The sequence below is a fragment of the Blautia faecicola genome (genome assembly GCF_004123145.1).
In the GTDB taxonomy this organism is placed as follows: Bacteria; Bacillota; Clostridia; order Lachnospirales; family Lachnospiraceae; genus Oliverpabstia; species Oliverpabstia faecicola.
Genome location: NZ_SDKC01000001.1, coordinates 3,060,394 through 3,079,600, shown reverse-complemented (window position 1 = coordinate 3,079,600; position 19,207 = coordinate 3,060,394). Strand labels below are relative to the sequence as shown.

The window sequence follows — 19,207 nt, the reverse complement described above, 5'->3', positions numbered from 1 at the left end:
CATTTTGGCTCGTAACTGTGAAGGTACTGAATAGTTACGAAATTTTTAAGAATTTCAAATAGACATATGCAATACAAAACGTCCAGTAATAAACGATTGAAAAGAAATGTGATGCTTGTATCTCTTATCTTTCTTTAGTATAATACATTCCGAAAATAAAATCAACATATTGTCGACTAATAGCTTTTTAATCTACTAATAGAATAAAAAGCGAATAATAGAATATACATCTATTAATAGAAAAGAGTCGGCAAATACATCAAAAAGGAAGGGATACAATGCTAAAACAAGAGTGGAAAAGTTTATTTCACAACAAGATTTTGCTTTTAGTAGTCATCGTAATTGCGCTGATCCCTGCGATTTACGCGGGGCTTTTCCTGGCATCCATGTGGGATCCCTACGGAAATGTGGATAAACTTCCAGTAGCCATCGTCAATGAAGATGAGCCAGCCGAGTACGGAGATACTACACTGACAGTTGGAGATCAACTGGTGGATAATCTGAAAGAAAATGATTCACTGGCATTCAACTTTGTAGACGCAGATGTGGCAAACGAAGGTCTGAAAAATGGTACGTATTATATGGTAATTACCATTCCGAAAGATTTCTCAGCCAATGCGGCAACCGTGATGGATGAGCAGCCACAGAAAATGGTTCTGAACTACGAGACGAACCCGGGAACCAACTACATCGCCTCCAAATTAAGCGAGACGGCGCTCGGTAAGATCAAAACCAGCATCCGCGAGGAAGTAACCAAGACATATGCGGAAGCAATTTTTGATCAGATCGGAACCGCCGGAGACGGTATGCAGGAAGCAGCCGACGGCGCACAGCAGATCAAGGATGGTATGGATGATGCCTCCGATGGAAATAAGAAAATCACGGATAACCTGAAAGTTCTGGCAGACAGTACGCTGACTTTTAAAGAGGGATCCGAGGAACTGACCGAAGGTCTGAAATCTTACACCGACGGTGTCGCTCAGGTCAATGACGGAGCGAAACAGCTGGATGACGGTGTCAGCACACTGACCGCAAGTCTTCCGACACTGACTAACGGTGTGGATCGGCTGAACTCCGGTGTGAAAGAATACACCGATGGCGTAGCAACCCTGAACAGCAACTCCGAGGCACTGAATTCCGGAAGTAAACAGCTGGCAGAGGGAAGTGAGCAGCTGAAAGAAGGAGCCGCAACCCTGAACAGTGGAACACAGACCTATGTAGCCGGTGTGAATCAGTTGTCCGGCGGTCTGCTTGGTGTCAATGGCGCCAACGGATATATTACCGGTGTGAATTCTCTGACCACAGGACTTCTGGGAAGTGACCAGAGTGCAGGTTATATCGACGGTGTGGAACAGCTGGCGACAGGAGCAAAACAACTGTCCGGTCTGACCGGTATCGGTCAGGTATATGCCGGAATCGTGAACCTGAACACCGCAATATCCGGAGCTACTACAGAAGGAACACTGCAGAATGGAACCGCCGCTTTGAAAGCAGGTATCAAACAGATTCAGGATCAGGTATCTACCTTACAGAATACCACCAGTGCAGAAGGCTTAAAGAAGCTGAGCACAGGACTTTCCAGTGCAAAAACAGGTATGGAAAATGCAAGTGCAGCATCCACAAAAGCGGCTGAGATTTCCGGTCAGGTGGAAAGTAGCATCGAAGCATTGCCTGGACAGTTATCTACTGCATTGGGAAGTTACATGGATGTGGTAAATGCAGCTGTTGCAGATGGAAACAGTAAAATCGCAAAAGCGAACGAACAGATTACAGCTGCAAATGATAAACTGAAAAATGTACAGTCTGTAGCGGATCAGCTGACAGCACTCAGTGCAAAAGCAGCAGAAGACGGAACCGTACAGGTATCCGCAGAGATATTAAAGAGTCTGGCAAATACATTAAGCAGTGTACAGGGCGGTGCAAGTACAGTGGATTCTGTAAGCGCAGATACCTACACTGCAAAAGCAGCAGCAGTCACAAAAGGAATTAACGATCAGCTGAGTGCAAGCCAGACATCACTGAACACTGCAAAAGCCGGACTGGAAAAAATTGCTTCCGGACTGAATGACGGAGCAAAACAGCTTGCAGACGGAGCTTCTGCAATCCCATCTGATATCCCGTCGGAGCCGGTGCAGGCACTTTCCGACGGACTGGCTCAGGTATATGCAGGAGCCACAAAGGTAGATACCGGTGTCGGTCAGGTGGCAGCAGGTCTGACACAGCTGCAAACTTCTACAGCATCTTTCCCGGCAGCAGCCAAGGGTGTTGAGGCACTGAATGCAGGATTTGAAACACTGACAGCAAACGATGCGACACTGAAAGCCGGAGCAACACAGCTGCAGCAGGCAGGAACTACCGTAGCAGCCGGAGCAACACAGCTTCTTGCAAATGGTTCAGCCCTGACAGCCGGAACTGCACAGGCAGCAGCCGGAACAGAAACTCTGGCAGCCGGTGCACAGACATTAACTGCCGGTCTTGCAACGTATACCGCTGGTGTATCTACTCTGAACAGTAACAGCGCAGCCCTGACAGGCGGAACACAGCAGCTTGCCGATGGTGCAAAGACGCTGGGAAGCGGAGCAACCACACTGGCAAATGGTACTTCTACCTTATATAATGGAACAAAAACTTTAGTAGCAAATAATAACACCTTAAACAGCGGTGCTGCACAGCTTACCGATGGCGCCGGTCAGATCCGGGATGGATCCAGTCAGTTATATGACGGTTCCAAAGAGCTGGGTGATGGATTAAAGAAACTGGACGATGGTTCCGATACCCTCCAGAGCAGTCTGGCAGACGGAGCCGAAACCGTAAAAGAAAATAAAGCAGAAGATGTGAACTATGAGATGATCGCAGCTCCTGTAGATGATGATGAAGCAAAAATGACAGAAGTACCGAACAACGGTCATGCGATGGCACCGTATATGATGTCCGTAGGTCTGTGGGTTGGAGCACTTGCCTTCTGTCTGATGTATCCGCTGACAAAATACAACGGAAAATTAAAATCCGGATTCGCATGGTGGGGAAGCAAAGCTTCTGTATTATATCCACTGGCAATCCTGCAGGGTATCCTGGTGATCTTCCTGCTTCATGTATTTGACGGATTTACCCCGGCCCAGATGGGTAAAGCAGTGGCATTTGCCTGCCTGACTTCCGTGGCATTTACCTCGATCATGTACTTCTTCAATATCAGCCTTGGTAAAGTAGGAAGCTTCCTGATGCTGGTATTCATGGTTATCCAGCTGGCAGGTTCTGCCGGAACCTATCCGGTACAGCTTTCACCGGAATTCGTAGCGAAGATCCATGCATGGGTACCGTTCACTTATTCCGTAGATGCTTTCCGAAGTGTCATCTGCGCAGGAGAAAGCATCCAGACACCAGTCATCGTTATGTGTGTGATCACAATCGTATTTACGATCCTGACCATCATCGAATTCCAGTTCCGTACCAGACGCATCAAAGCAGGAAAACCAATTTTCCATGATTTCCTGGAAGCAAAAGGACTGGCATAAGAGAACAGTTACATAAAGACAAATAAAAAACAGTTGTTACCGAAATCTTTCTATGAGATTCGGCAGCAACTGTTTTTTGGTTGAGTAAAACTTACGGAATATTAAGTGTCATTATTTCTTGTGTGTACATTTTGGAAAGGTATAATAACCGGCTTTGACTCTGTCCTTGACCAATCCACACTTGCTACAACGTTTCAGGGTATACATGGTAATTGTACATCCATCGCTGGAATTGCCCACATGCAGTTGGTGTTGTCCGTTTACAAAAGTATGCTGACAGGTCTGACGCTGCGGGGATCGTGTGGTATCGGATTCATCATAGTCGACCTGGGTGCCGTCTTCAAGGACAATGACAGAGGAAGAGGAAGAAAAATCAGCAAAACCATAAGGAAAGATTTCGGAAAAAATTGCCTCCGGATCATCTGTCAGGCGGACATAAGTAACATTTTCATCTTCTGGAGGAAGAAATGAAGAATCCATTTTTTCCATCGGTGTATACGCAAACGTTGTTGTAGTACTGCACAGGAGCAGACAGAGAACCAGCAACAGGGTTGTTTTTAATCTTGAATTTGTATGTGAGTTTTTCATAATGATAAGAATTCTCCTTTTTAAAATCTGACTGGAAGAAGCAAAATTATTTTTCCAGATGAAGGGAAGCGGCGGTTGCGCAGAGGAATGTTCGATAAGCAGCTGTGCGTATGCCCGTTTCTGTTCCTGCGACATATCTTTTATCACGGCGGCATCAGAAGAACATTCGGAACAATACTGATACAGTGGTAATAACAGCCAGCTGATTGGATTATACCAGTGCAGACAAAGACAAACCGTACAGAGCAACTTAAAAAATGAATCTTTGCGGGAAATATGCTTCTTTTCATGCGTAAGCAGCCAGTTTTCTTCTGAATCGGAAAGTGACACAGACGGCAGGAAGATCCTGCAATGAAAAAAACCGACGGTACATGGGGTGGTAAGTGTCGGATTCAGATAAACGGAAGTCTTTTCGGATGCATTACCCTCTGGCAGAGGAATGGATGCCTTTAAAAGGACAGTTAAAGCACGGCGATATTGGACGGTTTCGAATATACAGAAAATAAAAAGAACACATATAATTATCACACCCAGAAGAACCAGATAAGAAGGAAGCAAAAAAAGTCCGTCCTTGGTATAAAAACGAAACTTGCCATCCAGATACCAGGTAATGGTATTTGGAACAACAGGATGTATGAGCCGAACCAGCTGCACGGGAATCAGAAAAAAGAAAATGCTTAATTTCAGTAAGCCGTTTACCAAAAGAAAATTTACAGATTCTTTTTTAAATAAAATAATCAAAATACATAATAAAAGCGGTAACGAACCGGCGAAAGACATAGAAAACAGTAAGGGCATATTATAAACCTTTCAGAAAATCGATGAGTTCTTCTTTTTCAGAAGCGCTGATGGTTTGGTTTCCAGTGAATGCACTGATAAAATTCGTTAAAGAACCATGAAAAGATTCATTTAGAATCTGATGTGTATAAGCATGATAATATTCATCAGCAGAAATCAGTACCTTATAATGTGTTTTTGCCTGACTGTGATCGGATTCCAGATATCCCTTTTGAATCAGACGGATCAAAAAAGTATTGATTGTCTGTTTTTTCCATCCAGTTTCGGCAAAATGTTCTTTTATCTGAGAAAAAGTCTGAGGAACATTTTGCTGCCAGAGATATTGCATGATTAATAGTTCGGAATTACTTAAAGCGGAAAACATGATGTCACCTCCTGTATTACAGAATATAATACCATGCGTGGAAGAAGCGTGCAAGATGTGAAAATCCATAAATATTGGACGGATTTTTTGGCGAAAAATAATCTGAAAATTGATTGCTGAAACTGAAAATGTGTGATTAAATAGGTAATACAAGATGTAATACTTTGGGTAAAAGAACTTATCAGGAAAAGGGGGATGATTATGGGGTACAAGAAAATATTAGCAGTTCTGTGTTGCACGGCATTGATGGCAGGCTGTGGGAATGTTTCGAAGGAGAGTGAAAACGGCGATATCAGTAACATAAAAAAGGAAGATATTGTTTCCATCTCACGTGGTATGGATGAATATGCAGAGAGTTTTTCGGGTATAACTGACCTGTCGGAAAACAGTGAGGCTGTTATTTACGGAGAGGTTTTAAGTGTAAAGTATATTGTTGGAGAGAATGGGCTTTGTCGGACGAATCTGGAGGTTAAGGTTTTACAGTCCCTGAAAGGGGATTTTCATACCGGAGACACTGTAAAAGTGGCGAAAGATCAAGGAATCACTTCTATAAAGGATTACATAGATTCTTTTGCGGATGAGGAGATGAAGGAGGTAAATCGAGAAGATTTCAGTGAGTATTCGGATGATGAACTGGAAAAACTCTATATAGAGCAAATAGGGGAAAATGATATCATGTCTGAGGTAGGACAAAAGAGTATTCTTTTTCTCAGAAAATCAGCATTTTATGAGGAAGAACAGACCTATAGCAGACTGAACGGTCCGGAAGGGGAATACACGGAAGTATCGGAGGATCAGTTTGTTAACACACAGACACTCGGAGGTGAGCTGAAACCGCCTTATACTTTAGATGATTATGAGGATGAAAAAGCAGATGAGCCAGATGATACGTATACGCTTGAAAAAATGATGGAAGAGGTAGATGCGGCTGATTAAGTCGAATGGTATCAGGTGAAAATGGGTAGAACAGACAGATAGCAGAAGGTAAACAGAATGCCAGGGAAGTTTCAGAATAGAAATTTCTCTGGCATTAAAAATAAAATGCATTTGTATAATTTTTTGTAAGATCAGGAACAACAAGATTTTGTAATCAGATAGCAACTAATCGTGTCTCTCATCCTCATTGTCATAGCACTCACAAAACCGCGCTGCGAATGCCGGTGGCTCGTCTTTGACATACAGATGGGAAATATCTCCGAAAGAACTCATACGGAAACATGCGATTCCCGGGCGGCGTTCTTCGGTGACGAGGGTTGTGACGGAACTTGGAGCGGCGCAGGTGCCGTGCCATAAAACCATCGGGGAAACGTGCAGCAGGTGGCTTAACAGGACACATTCCAGACCGAAATGGCAGAAAAATACAATCGTATCGTTGTTTGCATGCTCAGCGCGGTAGGTAAGACCGTCACGGACATACCCGTGACTGGCGAGCAGGGCATCGAAGTTGGTGGTTACCCAGTCATATTCTTCTTTGACATGTCCCTCCATCATCACAGGAACCTTCCACCATTCATCCGGCAGGTAAAAGCGGGGTTCTGCGGTCCAGTCCTGTGGCAGCCAGTCCCAGGAGATCATTTCCTTTTCCGGGACATCCGGGCGGTGGATCCGTGCATCAAATTCGCGAAGCCAAGGTTCTTCGGTGGCAGTGCGGTTCATTTTCTTCAAGGTCAGAGAGGCGGTGTCTTTGGCTCTTCCGAGAGGAGAGACATAAAAGGCCTTCACATCCAGTTTTGCAAGTTTTTCGGAAAGGTAATCTACTTCTTTCCATCCTTTTGGCGTCAGGGAGTCGATGGTATAATCGGGATCTCCGTGACGGACGATCAATAATTTCATATGATATCCTCCTGTGCGTAAAATGTATATCATGAATCGTTGGTATCTGACAGGAAATTTTCCGGGAGAATCAGATACAGAATAGATTCAGGTGTCTATGAAAACAATCATTGCTTTCTGGTGATATAGCAGATATTGGAAAATAGCGGGCAGCTTTTTCTCCATGCGAAATTCCGATATTCTCTCCAGTTAATATACCATTCCTGTCCCCAGCTGCTGATCCGCAGCCATCCGTGTTCGATGCCGGTAACAGTGACATAGTGTGCACGGGTGGAAGAAGATTTTATGTAAACTCCATCGCCGGTCTTTTTGTACAGGGGAAGCCGGTCTTTTTTCCAGATCAGCGGGAAATTACCGCCGATGGATAAGATGACCGGGATATTCTGACGGAGCAGATGGCTGATTTCTTTTCCGGTATTCCGATACCCGATATGCCAGCAGGCGCGGTAAGGAAGACGGCGGAGGAAAAAAGCGAGATTCAGTCCTGTAGAAAGCATCAGCCCGTTGATTCCGAGACGGGGAAGAATCGGAAAGAGGTGATGCAGTTTTTTTACGGATCGCTCATAGTCTTCCCAGGAGCAGGAATCACTAGTGAATCGTTTTTCGGAACGAGGGTGGTTTGACTGCTCGGTCAGAGATTCTTTCCGCTCCAGATACCACAGCAGATCATGCGCCGCGATCAGACCGCAGCCATATCCGCGGATGGAAGGCGAGGAAAACCAGGATTGACTGCCGCCGTAGGAAGCGCCTTCCGGTCGCTGAACGGAAAGTTCCGAAGTAAGACTTCGTGAGCCGGTTTCGGATAACGAAGTTTTATGTGGAGTATGAATTATGTTATGTGTCATAAAAACCTCCGTATAGAATAAAAAAGTGTGCCGGGATTTTGTAACTGTTTCGTGAGCAGTTACAAAAGATTACAGAAAAGCCATGCCCCGGAGAAGTGCACCGGAACATGACTCTCTTTCATTGCATTACATAGCAATCATTGGGTTGCTAAATCCATTTTCATGATGCGGGTAAACAACAGTTTATAAAGTTTCCGCGATTTTTCTTGCCACATACACGCCGCTGGCAGATGCATGGGACAGGGAGTGGGTAACACCGCTTCCGTCGCCGATGATATAGAGTCCTTTGTACGGACTTTCCAGATTCTCGTCGATATCCACTTCCATATTATAGAACTTGACTTCGACACCGTACAGCAGGGTATCGTCGTTTGCCGTACCCGGTGCGATCTTATCCAGGGCATAGATCATCTCGATGATACCGTCCAGGATACGTTTTGGCAGAACAAGGCTCAGATCTCCTGGAGTAGCGGACAGCGTCGGGCGAACCAGACCTTCTTCAATACGGCTGACTGTACTGCGTCGACCACGCACCAGATCACCGAAACGCTGTACGATAACACCGCCGCCCAGCATGTTGGAGAGACGGGCGATACTCTCGCCGTATCCGTTACTGTCCTTGAATGGCTCGGAGAAGTGTTTGGATACCAGCAGGGCAAAGTTCGTATTTTCCGTGTATTTTGCCGGATCTTCATAGCTGTGGCCGTTTGCGGTTATGATACCGTTTGTATTTTCATTTACCACGATACCGTTCGGGTTCATACAGAAGGTACGGACATTATCCTCGAACTTCTCGGTGCGGTATACGATCTTGCTCTCATACAACTCATCCGTCAGATGGGAGAAGACAACAGCAGGAAGTTCGACGCGGACACCCAGGTCGACACGGTTGGATTTGGTAGGAATCTGCAGATCCTGACAGACCGTTTCCATCCATTTACTGCCGCTTCGTCCGACAGAGATGATACACTGTTTACAGGTGGCAGTATCATCCTTGCCGTAGTGCAGGGTGTAAATGGAATCGTTATATTCGACAGAAGTTACCGGAGTCAGGAAGAAGAAATCCACCTGTTCTTTCAGCTCGTTATACAGATTTTCCAGAACGACATAGTTGATATCGGTTCCCAGATGACGAACGGAAGCATCCAGCAGTTTCAGCTTGTTCTGGATACACAGCTTTTTGAATTTGGTTCCGGCTGTGGAGAACATACGGGTATTTTCGCCGCCGTGGGAGACATTGATCTCATCCACGTATTTCATCAGATCCAGGGCGGTCTTTTTGCCGATATGCTCGTAAAGAGTTCCGCCGAAGTCGTTGGTGATATTGTATTTTCCATCGGAAAATGCACCGGCGCCGCCGAAACCGCTCATGATCGCGCAGGTCTTACAGCCGATACAGGTTTTCACTTTCTCACCGTCGATCGGACAGTGGCGTTTGCTCAACGGATTACCCGCCTCAAATACAGCAATCTTCAGTCCCGGTTTTTTCTGAACCAGTTCATAGGCAGAGAAGATTCCGCCGGGACCGGCTCCGACAATAATTACATCATACATCATAGTTGTCACCTCTGTTTTCCTAAGGCTGAACGCATAAAAAAAACCCGTATCCATTGAAAGAATACGAGTTCAGCACATTTTTTATACGAAAGCCATGTGTTCGTTTGATTTCTCTTCTTTATTATATCGAAAAGACGAAGTGCTTGTCAAGGAATAACGCTGTGGTATAATAAAAAAGAAAAATGGAAAAATTGGAAAAACCTATTGACGGTAGGGGATTTCGGTGGTAATATATGTTCATAAACATACCAGAGAGGTAGGGAATAGGGAAATGAAAGAAAGATTACCCTTTTTAGTCCGCCACAATTATAGATTTGGACGAATGTGAAGCCAAAAAAGAGTGAATATCTGAGATTCCGCGGAGGATTCGCCAAAGGAAAGTCCGAAGAGCGGAAGAAAAAGTAAAAAGTACATAATTCCCCAATAGGGATCCAACCATACAGAAAGAATAAGAGGAGAAAAAACCATGAGCAAGAATTACAAATTTGAAACCTTACAGGTACATGCAGGACAGGAACATCCAGACCCGGCTACAGATGCGAGAGCAGTGCCGATTTACGCAACAACATCTTATGTATTCAAAGATTCCGCACAGGCAGCAGGACGTTTCGGACTGACAGAAGGCGGTAACATCTATTCCCGTCTGATGAACCCGACAAGTTCTGTTTTCGAAGAGAGAGTAGCAGCACTGGAAGGCGGCGCAGCAGCTCTGGCTACAGCAACCGGTTCCGCAGCTATCACATACGCAGTACAGAACATTGCAACAGCAGGTGATCACATCGTATCTTCCGCACATGTATATGGTGGAACTTACAACCTGTTTGCAAATACTTTAAAAGAGCAGGGAATCTCCGTAACATTCGTAGATCCTTCTGATCCGGAAAACTTCCGTAAAGCCATCCAGCCGAACACCAAACTTTTGTATGGTGAGACACTGGGTAACCCGAACTCTGATGTTCTGGATCTGGAAGCAGTATCCGCAATCGCTCATGAAAACGGTATTCCGCTGATCGTAGACAGCACATTTGCTACACCGTTCCTGATTCGTCCACTGGAGCATGGCGCAGATATCGTAGTACATTCCGCAACCAAGTTCATGGGTGGACACGGAAGCGTAATGGGTGGTATCATCGTTGACGGTGGTAAATTCGACTGGACACAGAACGACAAGTTCCCGGGAATCACAAAACCGAACCCATCTTACCATGGTGTTGTATTTAGCGAAGCATGCGGAAACATCGCTTATGTAATGAAAATCCGTACTACTCTGATGAGAGATCAGGGAGCTACGATTTCTCCATTTAACTCTTTCCTGCTTCTGCAGGGACTGGAGACACTGTCTCTTCGTGTAGAACGTCATGTGGAAAATGCTCTGAAGGTTGTTGAATTCCTGAAGAACCATCCACAGGTAGAAAAAGTAAATCATCCATCTCTGGCAGAAGGCCATCAGCTGGATCTGTATAACAAATATTTCCCGAACGGTGCAGCTTCCATCTTTACTTTCGAAGTAAAAGGCGGACAGGAGAAAGCACAGAAATTCACAGAATCTCTGGAACTGTTCTCGTTGCTGGCTAACGTAGCAGATGTAAAATCTCTGGTTATCCATCCGGCATCCACCACTCATTCTCAGATGAATGAAGAGGAACTGCGCGAAGGCGGTATCACACCAAGCACCGTACGTCTGTCCATCGGTACAGAAAACATCGATGATATCATCGCTGATCTGGAGCATGGTTTCGAAGCAATTAAATAACAAAAATTCTGATTGACATGTGAAGTTGTCCTTTGGTATTCTAATAGTAGATAACAGGGAGTAGTTCACACCGATCAGGTGTTGGATACCTCGTCATCACGTCGAAAGACCGGGGTATCCACTGAAAGAAGAACGAGACTTTTATCGCATCATTTGTGTGCGGTGAAAGTCTCGTTCTTTTTCTGTATATAAAAAAGAAACGCCGACAAAGAACCGGATCTTTCCAGCGCACACGGAAAGCAGGAGGGAAAGAGAATGGAAATGATTTTACAGATGGTGTTGCTGGCGTTGGGCTTTCTGATGCTGGTGAAAGGGGCTGATTGGTTTGTAGACGGAGCGTCCGGGATCGCAGAGCGGTTCGGGATCCCGCAGCTGGTGGTCGGGCTGACGATTGTGGCGATGGGAACGAGTATGCCGGAGGCGGCGGTAAGTATCAACTCGGCGTTAAAAGGGAACGCGGGAATTACGATCGGAAACATTGTGGGAAGCAATATTTTGAATATTCTGATCATTCTTGGTATTACTGCGGTAATCACAACGGTGGCGGTACAGAAATCTACGATATGGATCGAGATTCCTTATATGATGGTAATTACAGTTCTGTTACTGGTACTGGGAAAAAGCGGAAATCAGATTACATTCAGCGAAGGTGTTATCCTCTGGGTGGTATTCTTACTTTATCTGGGATATCTGTTTTATTGTGCAAAAAAGAACAAAGAAGAAGTGGTCGCGGAGGAAGCAAAACCGATGTGGAAATTGCTCCTTGCAACGGTACTGGGACTGCTGCTGGTGGTCTGGGGCAGTGATGTTACCGTGGATGCGGCAACGGCAATTGCAAGGGCGCTGGGAATCAGTGAGCGTGTGATCGGTCTTACGGTGGTGGCACTTGGAACATCCCTTCCGGAGCTGTTCACCTCGGTGTCTGCAGCACGGAAGGGAAAAGCAGATATTGCGATCGGAAATATCGTGGGAAGCAATATTTTCAATATTTTGTTCGTGGTAGGTACGGCAGCACTGATTGTTCCGGTGGAGTTTCTCCCGGGATTTGGCATCGATACGGTGATCGCGCTGGGAGCCGGGCTTCTGTTATGGATCTGTACCTGGAGAAAACGGGCGCTGACCAGGCCGGCGGGTATTGTGATGCTGATATCTTATCTGGCTTATTTTATATATCTGATGTAGTTTTTTGAAAATTTCGGAATAAAAGAAAAAATATACAAGATTCTACATTGCACTTTCCGGAAGGTACTACTATACTAAATGGCATGGAATGAAAAAGTATGGCAGAAACTATGGGAGGAAAAAATATGGAGAACGAAAAGAAAAAACTGTCGGCGTATTACAAACCGTATAAGGGGCTGTTCCTGGCGGATATGATGTTTGCGATGATCGGAGCAGCCATTACCCTTGTGATTCCGTTGATGGTGCGGTATATTACGGGAACTGTTGTGCTGCTTCCCATTGAGGAAGCATCCTCGACCATCATCCGGCTGGGGATTTTTATGGTGCTGCTGGTGATTGTAGAAGGATACTGTAACTATTTTATCGGGTATTATGGTCATGTGATGGGTGCGAAGATCGAACACGATATGCGAAATGAGATCTTCGGACATTACCAGAAGCTGTCCTTTGCATTTTTCGATAATCAGAAAGTGGGACATCTGCTCTCAAGAATCACCAGTGACCTGTTTGATATCACGGAACTGTTACACCACGGACCGGAAGATGTGGTGATTTCTGCAATCAAACTGCTGGGTGCATTTATCATTCTTCTGGTGATCAATGCGAAACTGGCTTTCGTTGCAATCGGCTTTGTTGTGATTATGCTTCTGTATGCCGTGGCAATGAATGGCCGGATGCGCGGAGCGTTCAGGGAGAACCGGGCGAGAATCGCGGATATCAACAGTCAGATCGAGGACAGTCTTTCCGGCATCCGTGTGGTCAAATCTTTCAGCAACGAAAAGACGGAGATGGACAAGTTCGAGGAGGGAAACAGCCGGTTTGTGGATTCCAAGAAAAAGTCTTATCGGTATATGGGAACGTATAACTCCGGGATGGGCGTATTTTCCACGCTGATCACGGTGGGATCTCTTCTGATGGGCGCGTGGCTGATGATGAAAGGGGAACTTTCCGCGGCGGATCTGGTGACCTTCCTTCTTTATATCAATAACTTTACGGAACCGGTCAAAAAACTGGTAAACTTCACAGAACAGTTCCAGAACGGCTACAGCGGTTACGAGCGTTTCGTGGAGATCATGAATATCGCACCGGATATCAAGGACAAAGAGGATGCAAAATCGCTGGATCGGGTGCAGGGAGAGATTCAGTTTGAGGATGTATCCTTCCATTACAGTGAAAATAAAGAAAATGTGCTGTCCCATGTGAATCTGGATGTGAAACCGGGAGAATACGTGGCGTTAGTAGGAAGCAGCGGTGCGGGAAAGACAACGCTCTGTTCACTGATCCCGCGGTTCTACGATGTGACCGGAGGGGCTGTCCGGCTGGACGGCATCGATATCCGGGATGTGAAGTTGAAAGATCTGCGAAGACAGATCGGTATCGTGCAGCAGGATGTTTACCTGTTTGCGGGAACGATCCTCGAAAATATCCGCTACGGAAAACCGGAAGCCACCGACGAGGAAGTGGTAAATGCAGCGATGGCGGCAAATGCCCATGAATTTATCATGAGCCTGCCGGAAGGATACAACACGGACATCGGACAGCGCGGTGTCAAGCTTTCCGGTGGACAAAAACAGCGTCTCTCGATCGCCCGAGTATTCTTAAAGAACCCGCCGGTGCTGATCTTCGACGAGGCGACCTCGGCATTGGATAATGAGAGCGAGAAGATCGTGCAGCATTCTCTGGAACTGCTGGCAAAAGACAGAACCACATTTGTGATCGCCCATCGATTATCGACGATCAGAAATGCTGAGCGGATCCTGGTGCTGACGGAAGACGGCATCGCGGAAGAGGGAACGCATGAGAGTTTGCTGGCACAGGGTGGTATCTATGCGGGATTATATAATATGCAATTCTAATATGTGATTAAAACAGGAAAATGACCGGTACGCGAAAGTCTGCCGGTCATTTTCTGTGTATATCTCCCGTTGACTTGAACGGGGAATATCCTTATAATACACAGTAGTGTGTAAAAATTGTGTAAAGGACAAAAAACAGGCAGTCCCACACAGACAGCAGAAAAGAATGAGGAGATACCGATGAAAAAATGGGAAGAGAATGTCCGGAAAGTAGTTCCCTACGTGCCGGGCGAACAGCCAAAAGTACAGAACCTGATCAAACTGAACACCAACGAGAACCCATATCCGCCGTCACCGAAAGTGGCAGAAGCACTGAAAGCGATCGATGTGGACTGTATGCGTCTGTATCCGGATCCGGCAGCTTCCGTGCTGGTCAAAGGAATCGCTGATTTCTATCAGCTGCAGGAAGACCAGGTATTTGTGGGCGTAGGTTCCGACGATGTGCTGGCAATGATTTTTATGACCTTTTTCAATTCTAAAAAACCGATTCTGTTCCCGGATATCACTTATTCTTTTTATGATGTGTGGGCAGATATGCTTCGGATCCCGTATGAGACGGTTCCGCTGACCGATGATTTTACGATCCGTAAAGAGGACTATTTCCGGGAAAACGGAGGAATTATTTTTCCGAACCCGAACGCTCCGACCGGTGTGGAACTTGGCATGCAGGATGTGGAAGCAATCATCAAAGCCAACCCGGATGTGATCGTGGTTGTGGATGAAGCCTATGTGGATTTCGGTGCGGCTTCTGCGCTGCCATTGATTGAAAAATACGACAACCTTCTGGTGGTACAGACCTTCTCGAAGTCGAGAGGAATGGCAGGTATGCGTATCGGCTATGCGATGGGCAATCCGGTGCTGATCAAATACCTGAACGATGTCAAATATTCCTTCAATTCATACACAATGGATCAGACAACCCTGGCGCTTGGCGCAGCTGCGATCTCTGACCGGGCATATTTTGAGGAAACGGTGCATAAAGTGGTGGAGACCAGAGAATGGACCAAGAAGGAACTGGCGAAGCTTGGATTTGTCTTCGGAGACTCCAAAGCGAACTTTATTTTTGCTTCGCATCCGGAGATCCCGGCAGCAGAACTGTTTGCAGCACTTCGGGAAGCCAACATTATCGTGCGTTACTTTAACAAACCGAGAATCGACAATTATCTGCGTATCACGATTGGAACACAGGAAGATATGGAGATGTTAATTAAATTCTTGAAAAATTATAAAAAATAGGAGAAATATATGGAATCACTTGTTACATGGTTTGCCGCAACTTTAGGACCTTATATATCGGAGAAAGCAGTTGTTTTTTTGATTTCGATGATGCCGCTTCTGGAGCTTCGAGGAGGACTGCTTGCCAGCTCCCTTCTGAAAGTATCCGCCGTGCAGGCAATCCCGATCTGTATCATCGGAAATATTTTACCGATTCCGTTCATCCTGCTGTTTATCAAAAAGATCTTCCAGTGGATGAAGAAAGTAAAATGCTTCCGCGGACTGATCATCAAACTGGAAAATCGGGCGATGGGAAGAAGCGACAAGATCCAGCAGTATGAGTTCTGGGGGCTGGTGCTTTTTGTGGGAATCCCGCTTCCGGGAACAGGCGCGTGGACCGGTGCGCTGATCGCGTCTCTGCTCGGCATCGATATCAAAAAATCCTCACTGGCCATCCTGTGCGGAATCGCCATGGCAACCGTGATCATGTATGTGGTATCTTATGTTCTGGTTGGAAATGTTGTGAGTTAAATAAGAAAATGCAATGCAGGCTGTCGCCGGATGTATAGATCCGGCGGCAGCTTTTTCTACGCGAGCAACGAGTCAAATTCGCAAAGCGTATTTTATCTCGTTCATGCGAACACCGAGTCATACAACACCTTCCACATCCATATAGTAAAGAGAGAACACCGGGGGAACGGGTGCGAAAATATGAAGAAAGGAATGTGGGGCGTGGTGATCCTTGCGCTTGTGCTGATCACCGGGCTGTCCGTTTTTTACTGGGTAGATGTAGGAGAAAAGGTAGTCACGGCAAGTACCAGCGTCAACGGGCAGGAATTCCCCATCTGTTCTGTGGAAACCGGGAAAAAGCAGATTGCCTATACTTTTGAACTGAGTGGAACGAACCAAAAGCAGGAACAGGTAGAGCAGCTGTTGCAGATTTTGAGACAGCAGGAGATTCCGGCGACCTTTTTTGCTACTGCATCCTGGATCGAAAATAACAGAAGTCTGGCGATACAGATCTGCCAGCAGGGGCATGAGATCCAGGGACTGAGCGAACAGGAAGTATGCGTGGAGCAGATGACGGCGAGAGCGTGCCGGAAAGAACTTCAGACGCTCCGGGAGACGATCGGAACTGTCACAGAGGAACCGTGCGTATTTTTCCGGATCCCGGGCGGGGAGTATAATAATGAAGTTCTCCGCACGGTCTACGCCTGTGGAAGCTACCCGGTGGCGTGGAGTATCGACAGTCTGGACTGGAAAGACTACGGGGCAGAGAATCAGGTAAAACAGATGTTACAGACCCATACGCTCCGGGACGGTGAGATTCTCCGCTTCCACGCAGAAGGAGAAAATGCCGGAGAAATGATATCGCTGCTGCATCCACAGCTGAAAGAAGAGGGATATGAGGCGGTAACTGTGTCGCAGATGATTGTAAAAGAGAACTATTCTATGGAAACAGATGGCCGACAGATCCCGGAAAGTCAAAATAAGGCAATTTTCAGTTAAAATAGAGCATGTTTTTTTCTGCATTATCCAGTATACTAAAGAAAAAGAGAGATAACTGTTCAAATGTAAAGAAATTGGACCGTTATGGAGAATGTACTAACGAGTTATGGAGGTAAGAAAACTATGATTCGCAGATACGTGTATGGAAACGTAATCGAAACAGAAGCTGTATTAAACAAACCGGAACAGGAAAACGGCGTACTGCCTTATTTTACCGTGGATGAGCAGGCAATGACCCTGTCTTACACCATGGAAGACAAAGATCAGGTCTATGGTCTGGGTGAAAATGTTCGTGGTATCAACAAAAGAGGCTGGTATTATGAAAGCAAATGCAGCGACGATCCGGAACACAAAGAAGACCGTCACTCCCTGTACGGCGCACACAACTTCCTGGTAGTAGACGGCAAAGAAACTTTTGGTATCTTTGTAGATTACCCGGGAATCATCCGTTTTGATGTGGGATATACCCGTTCCGAAGAACTGGTGATCACAGCATCCGACTGGAACCTGGATGTTTATGTCATTACCGGCGAGAATGTCAAAGATATCGTAAAACAGTTCCGCCATCTGGTAGGACGCAGTTACATTGCACCGAAGTGGGCATTTGGTTTCGGACAGAGCCGCTGGAGCTACATGGACGAAGACGAAGTCCGTGAAGTTGTTAGAAAACACAGAGAACTGGGTATTCCGTTAGACAGCGTATATCTGGATATCGATTATATGGAAAGATACAAAGACTTTACCCTGAACAACGAAACTTTCCCTGATTTCGCAGTATTTAACGAAGAAATGAAAAAAGAACATATCCACCTGGTTCCGATCATCGATGCCGGTGTAAAACAAGAAGAAGGATATGATGTTTACGAAGAAGGTCTGGAAAAAGGATACTTCTGTAAGAAAGAAGACGGATCTCCATTTGTTGCAGCTGTATGGCCTGGAAAAGCACTGTTCCCGGATATGCTGAACAAAGAAGCAAGAGAATGGTTCGGAAATAAATACCAGTTCCTGTTAGACCAGGGCGTGGAAGGTTTCTGGAACGATATGAACGAGCCGGCAATCTTCTATACCGAAGACCGTCTGAAAAACGTTCTGGAAGAACTGGACAAATTCAAAGGACAGAACCTGGATCTGGACAAATACAACGAGTTCAACGGTCTGGTACGTAGCTTGTCCAACAATACGGAAGATTATAAAGTATTCTATCACAACATGAACGGTGAAAAGATCCGTCACGACAGAGTACATAACCTGTTTGGATATAACATGACACGAGCAGCAGGAGAAGCGTTCGAACGCCTGGAGCCGGACAAACGAATCCTGATGTACTCCCGTTCCTCCTATATCGGCATGCACCGTTACGGTGGAATCTGGCAGGGTGATAACAAATCCTGGTGGTCACATATCCTGCTGAATCTGAAGATGATGCCATCCCTGAACATGTGCGGTTTCCTGTATACAGGAGCTGACCTTGGCGGATTTGGCGCTGACACCACCGAAGATCTGGTACTGAGATGGTTGGAACTGGGAATCTTCACTCCACTGATGAGAAACCATTCCGCTATGGGAACCCGTGTACAGGAAGCATACCGCTTTGAGAAAATCGATGGATTCCGCCATATCATCAGCATGCGTTACAAATTACTGCCGTATCTGTACAGCGAATACATGAAAGCTGTTTTAAGAGACGAGATGATGTTCCGTCCGCTGGCTTTCGATTATCCGGAAGACAGGCGTGCTGTCAAAGTAGAAGATCAGCTGTTACTGGGTGACGGTATGATGATTGCACCGGTATACGAGCAGAACGCAGAAGGCCGTTATGTATACCTGCCGGAGCGCATGAAACTGGTTCGTTTCAAAGAAGATGGAACAAAAGAAGAAGAGATCCTGGAGAAGGGCGATCACTATGTAGAAGTAGCTCTGACCGATGTCATCTTCTTCATCCGCCCGGATCACCTGATTCCGATGGCAAAAGGTGGTCAGTGCGTAGACGAAGTAGACTTCGATCATCCGGAGTGCATCGGCTTCGTAGAAAATGCTGCTGAGTATGAATACTACAACGATAACGGATATGAGAAAGATTACGAAAATCCGGCTCACATCACCGTTCTTCGTATGGAAGCAGAGAAATAAAACACATATTACTGTGAAAGAAAAATGATTCAGACATATTAAAAAAGCCAGCAGGGGAAATTGCT

General features: G+C 45.9%; 14 protein-coding genes and 1 pseudogene. 9 read left to right on the top strand and 6 right to left on the bottom strand.

The window, feature by feature from the left end; genetic code table 11:
• Nucleotides 1–278: 278 nt before the first annotated feature.
• Complete coding sequence (locus tag ETP43_RS13850) at nt 279–3,512, top strand: YhgE/Pip domain-containing protein (protein ID WP_129258723.1); 3,234 nt, start codon at nt 279–281, stop codon at nt 3,510–3,512.
• 111 nt (nt 3,513–3,623) lie between these two features.
• Here the strand turns inward: ETP43_RS13850 and ETP43_RS17765 are convergent, their stop codons facing one another.
• The 3 genes and pseudogenes from ETP43_RS17765 to ETP43_RS13840 all read right to left on the bottom strand — a co-directional run bounded on the left by ETP43_RS17765 (nt 3,624) and on the right by ETP43_RS13840 (nt 5,262).
• Nucleotides 3,624–4,100, bottom strand: coding sequence for a hypothetical protein (locus tag ETP43_RS17765; RefSeq protein WP_243114300.1), 477 nt, complete (start codon nt 4,098–4,100; stop codon nt 3,624–3,626).
• Between the two features lie 12 nt (nt 4,101–4,112).
• A pseudogene (locus tag ETP43_RS18800) lies at nt 4,113–4,880 on the bottom strand (M56 family metallopeptidase); the annotation flags it as partial.
• A gap of 19 nt (nt 4,881–4,899) precedes the next feature.
• Nucleotides 4,900–5,262, bottom strand: coding sequence for a BlaI/MecI/CopY family transcriptional regulator (locus ETP43_RS13840; protein WP_164979725.1), 363 nt, complete (start codon nt 5,260–5,262; stop codon nt 4,900–4,902).
• Between the two features lie 201 nt (nt 5,263–5,463).
• Here ETP43_RS13840 and ETP43_RS13835 point away from each other — a divergent pair, with 201 nt between their 5' ends.
• A complete protein-coding gene (locus tag ETP43_RS13835; RefSeq protein WP_129258717.1) occupies nt 5,464–6,198 on the top strand; it encodes a hypothetical protein in 735 nt (244 codons plus the stop codon).
• A 165-nt stretch (nt 6,199–6,363) separates the two neighbouring features.
• Here ETP43_RS13835 and ETP43_RS13830 read toward each other — a convergent pair whose 3' ends face one another.
• The 3 genes from ETP43_RS13830 to ETP43_RS13820 all read right to left on the bottom strand — a co-directional run bounded on the left by ETP43_RS13830 (nt 6,364) and on the right by ETP43_RS13820 (nt 9,497).
• The gene (locus ETP43_RS13830; RefSeq protein WP_129258714.1) at nt 6,364–7,095 is read right to left on the bottom strand and encodes a histidine phosphatase family protein; all 732 of its coding nucleotides are present in this window, start codon (nt 7,093–7,095) and stop codon (nt 6,364–6,366) included.
• A 107-nt stretch (nt 7,096–7,202) separates the two neighbouring features.
• Nucleotides 7,203–7,940: a hypothetical protein gene (locus ETP43_RS13825; RefSeq protein ID WP_129258712.1), complete on the bottom strand. Its 738-nt coding sequence runs from the start codon at nt 7,938–7,940 to the stop codon at nt 7,203–7,205.
• Nucleotides 7,941–8,123: 183 nt separating this feature from the next.
• Nucleotides 8,124–9,497: an NAD(P)/FAD-dependent oxidoreductase gene (locus tag ETP43_RS13820; protein ID WP_129258710.1), complete on the bottom strand. Its 1,374-nt coding sequence runs from the start codon at nt 9,495–9,497 to the stop codon at nt 8,124–8,126.
• A 466-nt stretch (nt 9,498–9,963) separates the two neighbouring features.
• Here ETP43_RS13820 and ETP43_RS13815 point away from each other — a divergent pair, with 466 nt between their 5' ends.
• The 7 genes from ETP43_RS13815 (at nt 9,964) to ETP43_RS13785 (ending at nt 19,142) form a co-directional block, all read left to right on the top strand.
• Complete coding sequence (locus tag ETP43_RS13815; RefSeq protein ID WP_129258708.1) at nt 9,964–11,250, top strand: O-acetylhomoserine aminocarboxypropyltransferase/cysteine synthase family protein; 1,287 nt, start codon at nt 9,964–9,966, stop codon at nt 11,248–11,250.
• A 255-nt stretch (nt 11,251–11,505) separates the two neighbouring features.
• Nucleotides 11,506–12,432: a calcium/sodium antiporter gene (locus tag ETP43_RS13810; RefSeq protein WP_243114299.1), complete on the top strand. Its 927-nt coding sequence runs from the start codon at nt 11,506–11,508 to the stop codon at nt 12,430–12,432.
• A 125-nt stretch (nt 12,433–12,557) separates the two neighbouring features.
• The gene (locus ETP43_RS13805) at nt 12,558–14,288 is read left to right on the top strand and encodes an ABC transporter ATP-binding protein (RefSeq protein WP_129258706.1); all 1,731 of its coding nucleotides are present in this window, start codon (nt 12,558–12,560) and stop codon (nt 14,286–14,288) included.
• A gap of 180 nt (nt 14,289–14,468) precedes the next feature.
• Nucleotides 14,469–15,524 (top strand): histidinol-phosphate transaminase, encoded by a 1,056-nt coding sequence (hisC, locus tag ETP43_RS13800; protein WP_129258704.1) that lies wholly within the window; start codon nt 14,469–14,471, stop codon nt 15,522–15,524.
• Nucleotides 15,525–15,533: 9 nt separating this feature from the next.
• Nucleotides 15,534–16,034, top strand: a complete 501-nt coding sequence (locus ETP43_RS13795; protein ID WP_129258702.1) for a COG2426 family protein — start codon at nt 15,534–15,536, stop codon at nt 16,032–16,034.
• Between the two features lie 180 nt (nt 16,035–16,214).
• Nucleotides 16,215–17,012, top strand: a complete 798-nt coding sequence (locus tag ETP43_RS13790; RefSeq protein ID WP_164979723.1) for a polysaccharide deacetylase family protein — start codon at nt 16,215–16,217, stop codon at nt 17,010–17,012.
• Nucleotides 17,013–17,135: 123 nt separating this feature from the next.
• Entirely contained in the window at nt 17,136–19,142 is a 2,007-nt protein-coding gene (locus tag ETP43_RS13785; protein ID WP_129258698.1) for a glycoside hydrolase family 31 protein, read from the top strand.
• The last annotated feature ends 65 nt before the right edge of the window (nt 19,143–19,207 follow it).

Bases quoted from the DNA above. Each gene is read 5' to 3' on its own strand.
- hisC (WP_129258704.1), top strand. From the start codon at position 14,469: ATGAAAAAATGGGAAGAGAATGTCCGGAAAGTAGTTCCCTACGTGCCG.
- ETP43_RS13810 (WP_243114299.1), top strand. From the start codon at position 11,506: ATGGAAATGATTTTACAGATGGTGTTGCTGGCGTTGGGCTTTCTGATG.
- ETP43_RS13805 (WP_129258706.1), top strand. From the start codon at position 12,558: ATGGAGAACGAAAAGAAAAAACTGTCGGCGTATTACAAACCGTATAAG.
- ETP43_RS13820 (WP_129258710.1), bottom strand. From the start codon at position 9,497: ATGATGTATGATGTAATTATTGTCGGAGCCGGTCCCGGCGGAATCTTC.
- ETP43_RS13795 (WP_129258702.1), top strand. From the start codon at position 15,534: ATGGAATCACTTGTTACATGGTTTGCCGCAACTTTAGGACCTTATATA.
- ETP43_RS13830 (WP_129258714.1), bottom strand. From the start codon at position 7,095: ATGAAATTATTGATCGTCCGTCACGGAGATCCCGATTATACCATCGAC.
- ETP43_RS13840 (WP_164979725.1), bottom strand. From the start codon at position 5,262: ATGTTTTCCGCTTTAAGTAATTCCGAACTATTAATCATGCAATATCTC.
- ETP43_RS17765 (WP_243114300.1), bottom strand. From the start codon at position 4,100: ATGAAAAACTCACATACAAATTCAAGATTAAAAACAACCCTGTTGCTG.
- ETP43_RS13785 (WP_129258698.1), top strand. From the start codon at position 17,136: ATGATTCGCAGATACGTGTATGGAAACGTAATCGAAACAGAAGCTGTA.
- ETP43_RS13835 (WP_129258717.1), top strand. From the start codon at position 5,464: ATGGGGTACAAGAAAATATTAGCAGTTCTGTGTTGCACGGCATTGATG.
- ETP43_RS13815 (WP_129258708.1), top strand. From the start codon at position 9,964: ATGAGCAAGAATTACAAATTTGAAACCTTACAGGTACATGCAGGACAG.
- ETP43_RS13790 (WP_164979723.1), top strand. From the start codon at position 16,215: ATGAAGAAAGGAATGTGGGGCGTGGTGATCCTTGCGCTTGTGCTGATC.
- ETP43_RS13850 (WP_129258723.1), top strand. From the start codon at position 279: ATGCTAAAACAAGAGTGGAAAAGTTTATTTCACAACAAGATTTTGCTT.
- ETP43_RS13825 (WP_129258712.1), bottom strand. From the start codon at position 7,940: ATGACACATAACATAATTCATACTCCACATAAAACTTCGTTATCCGAA.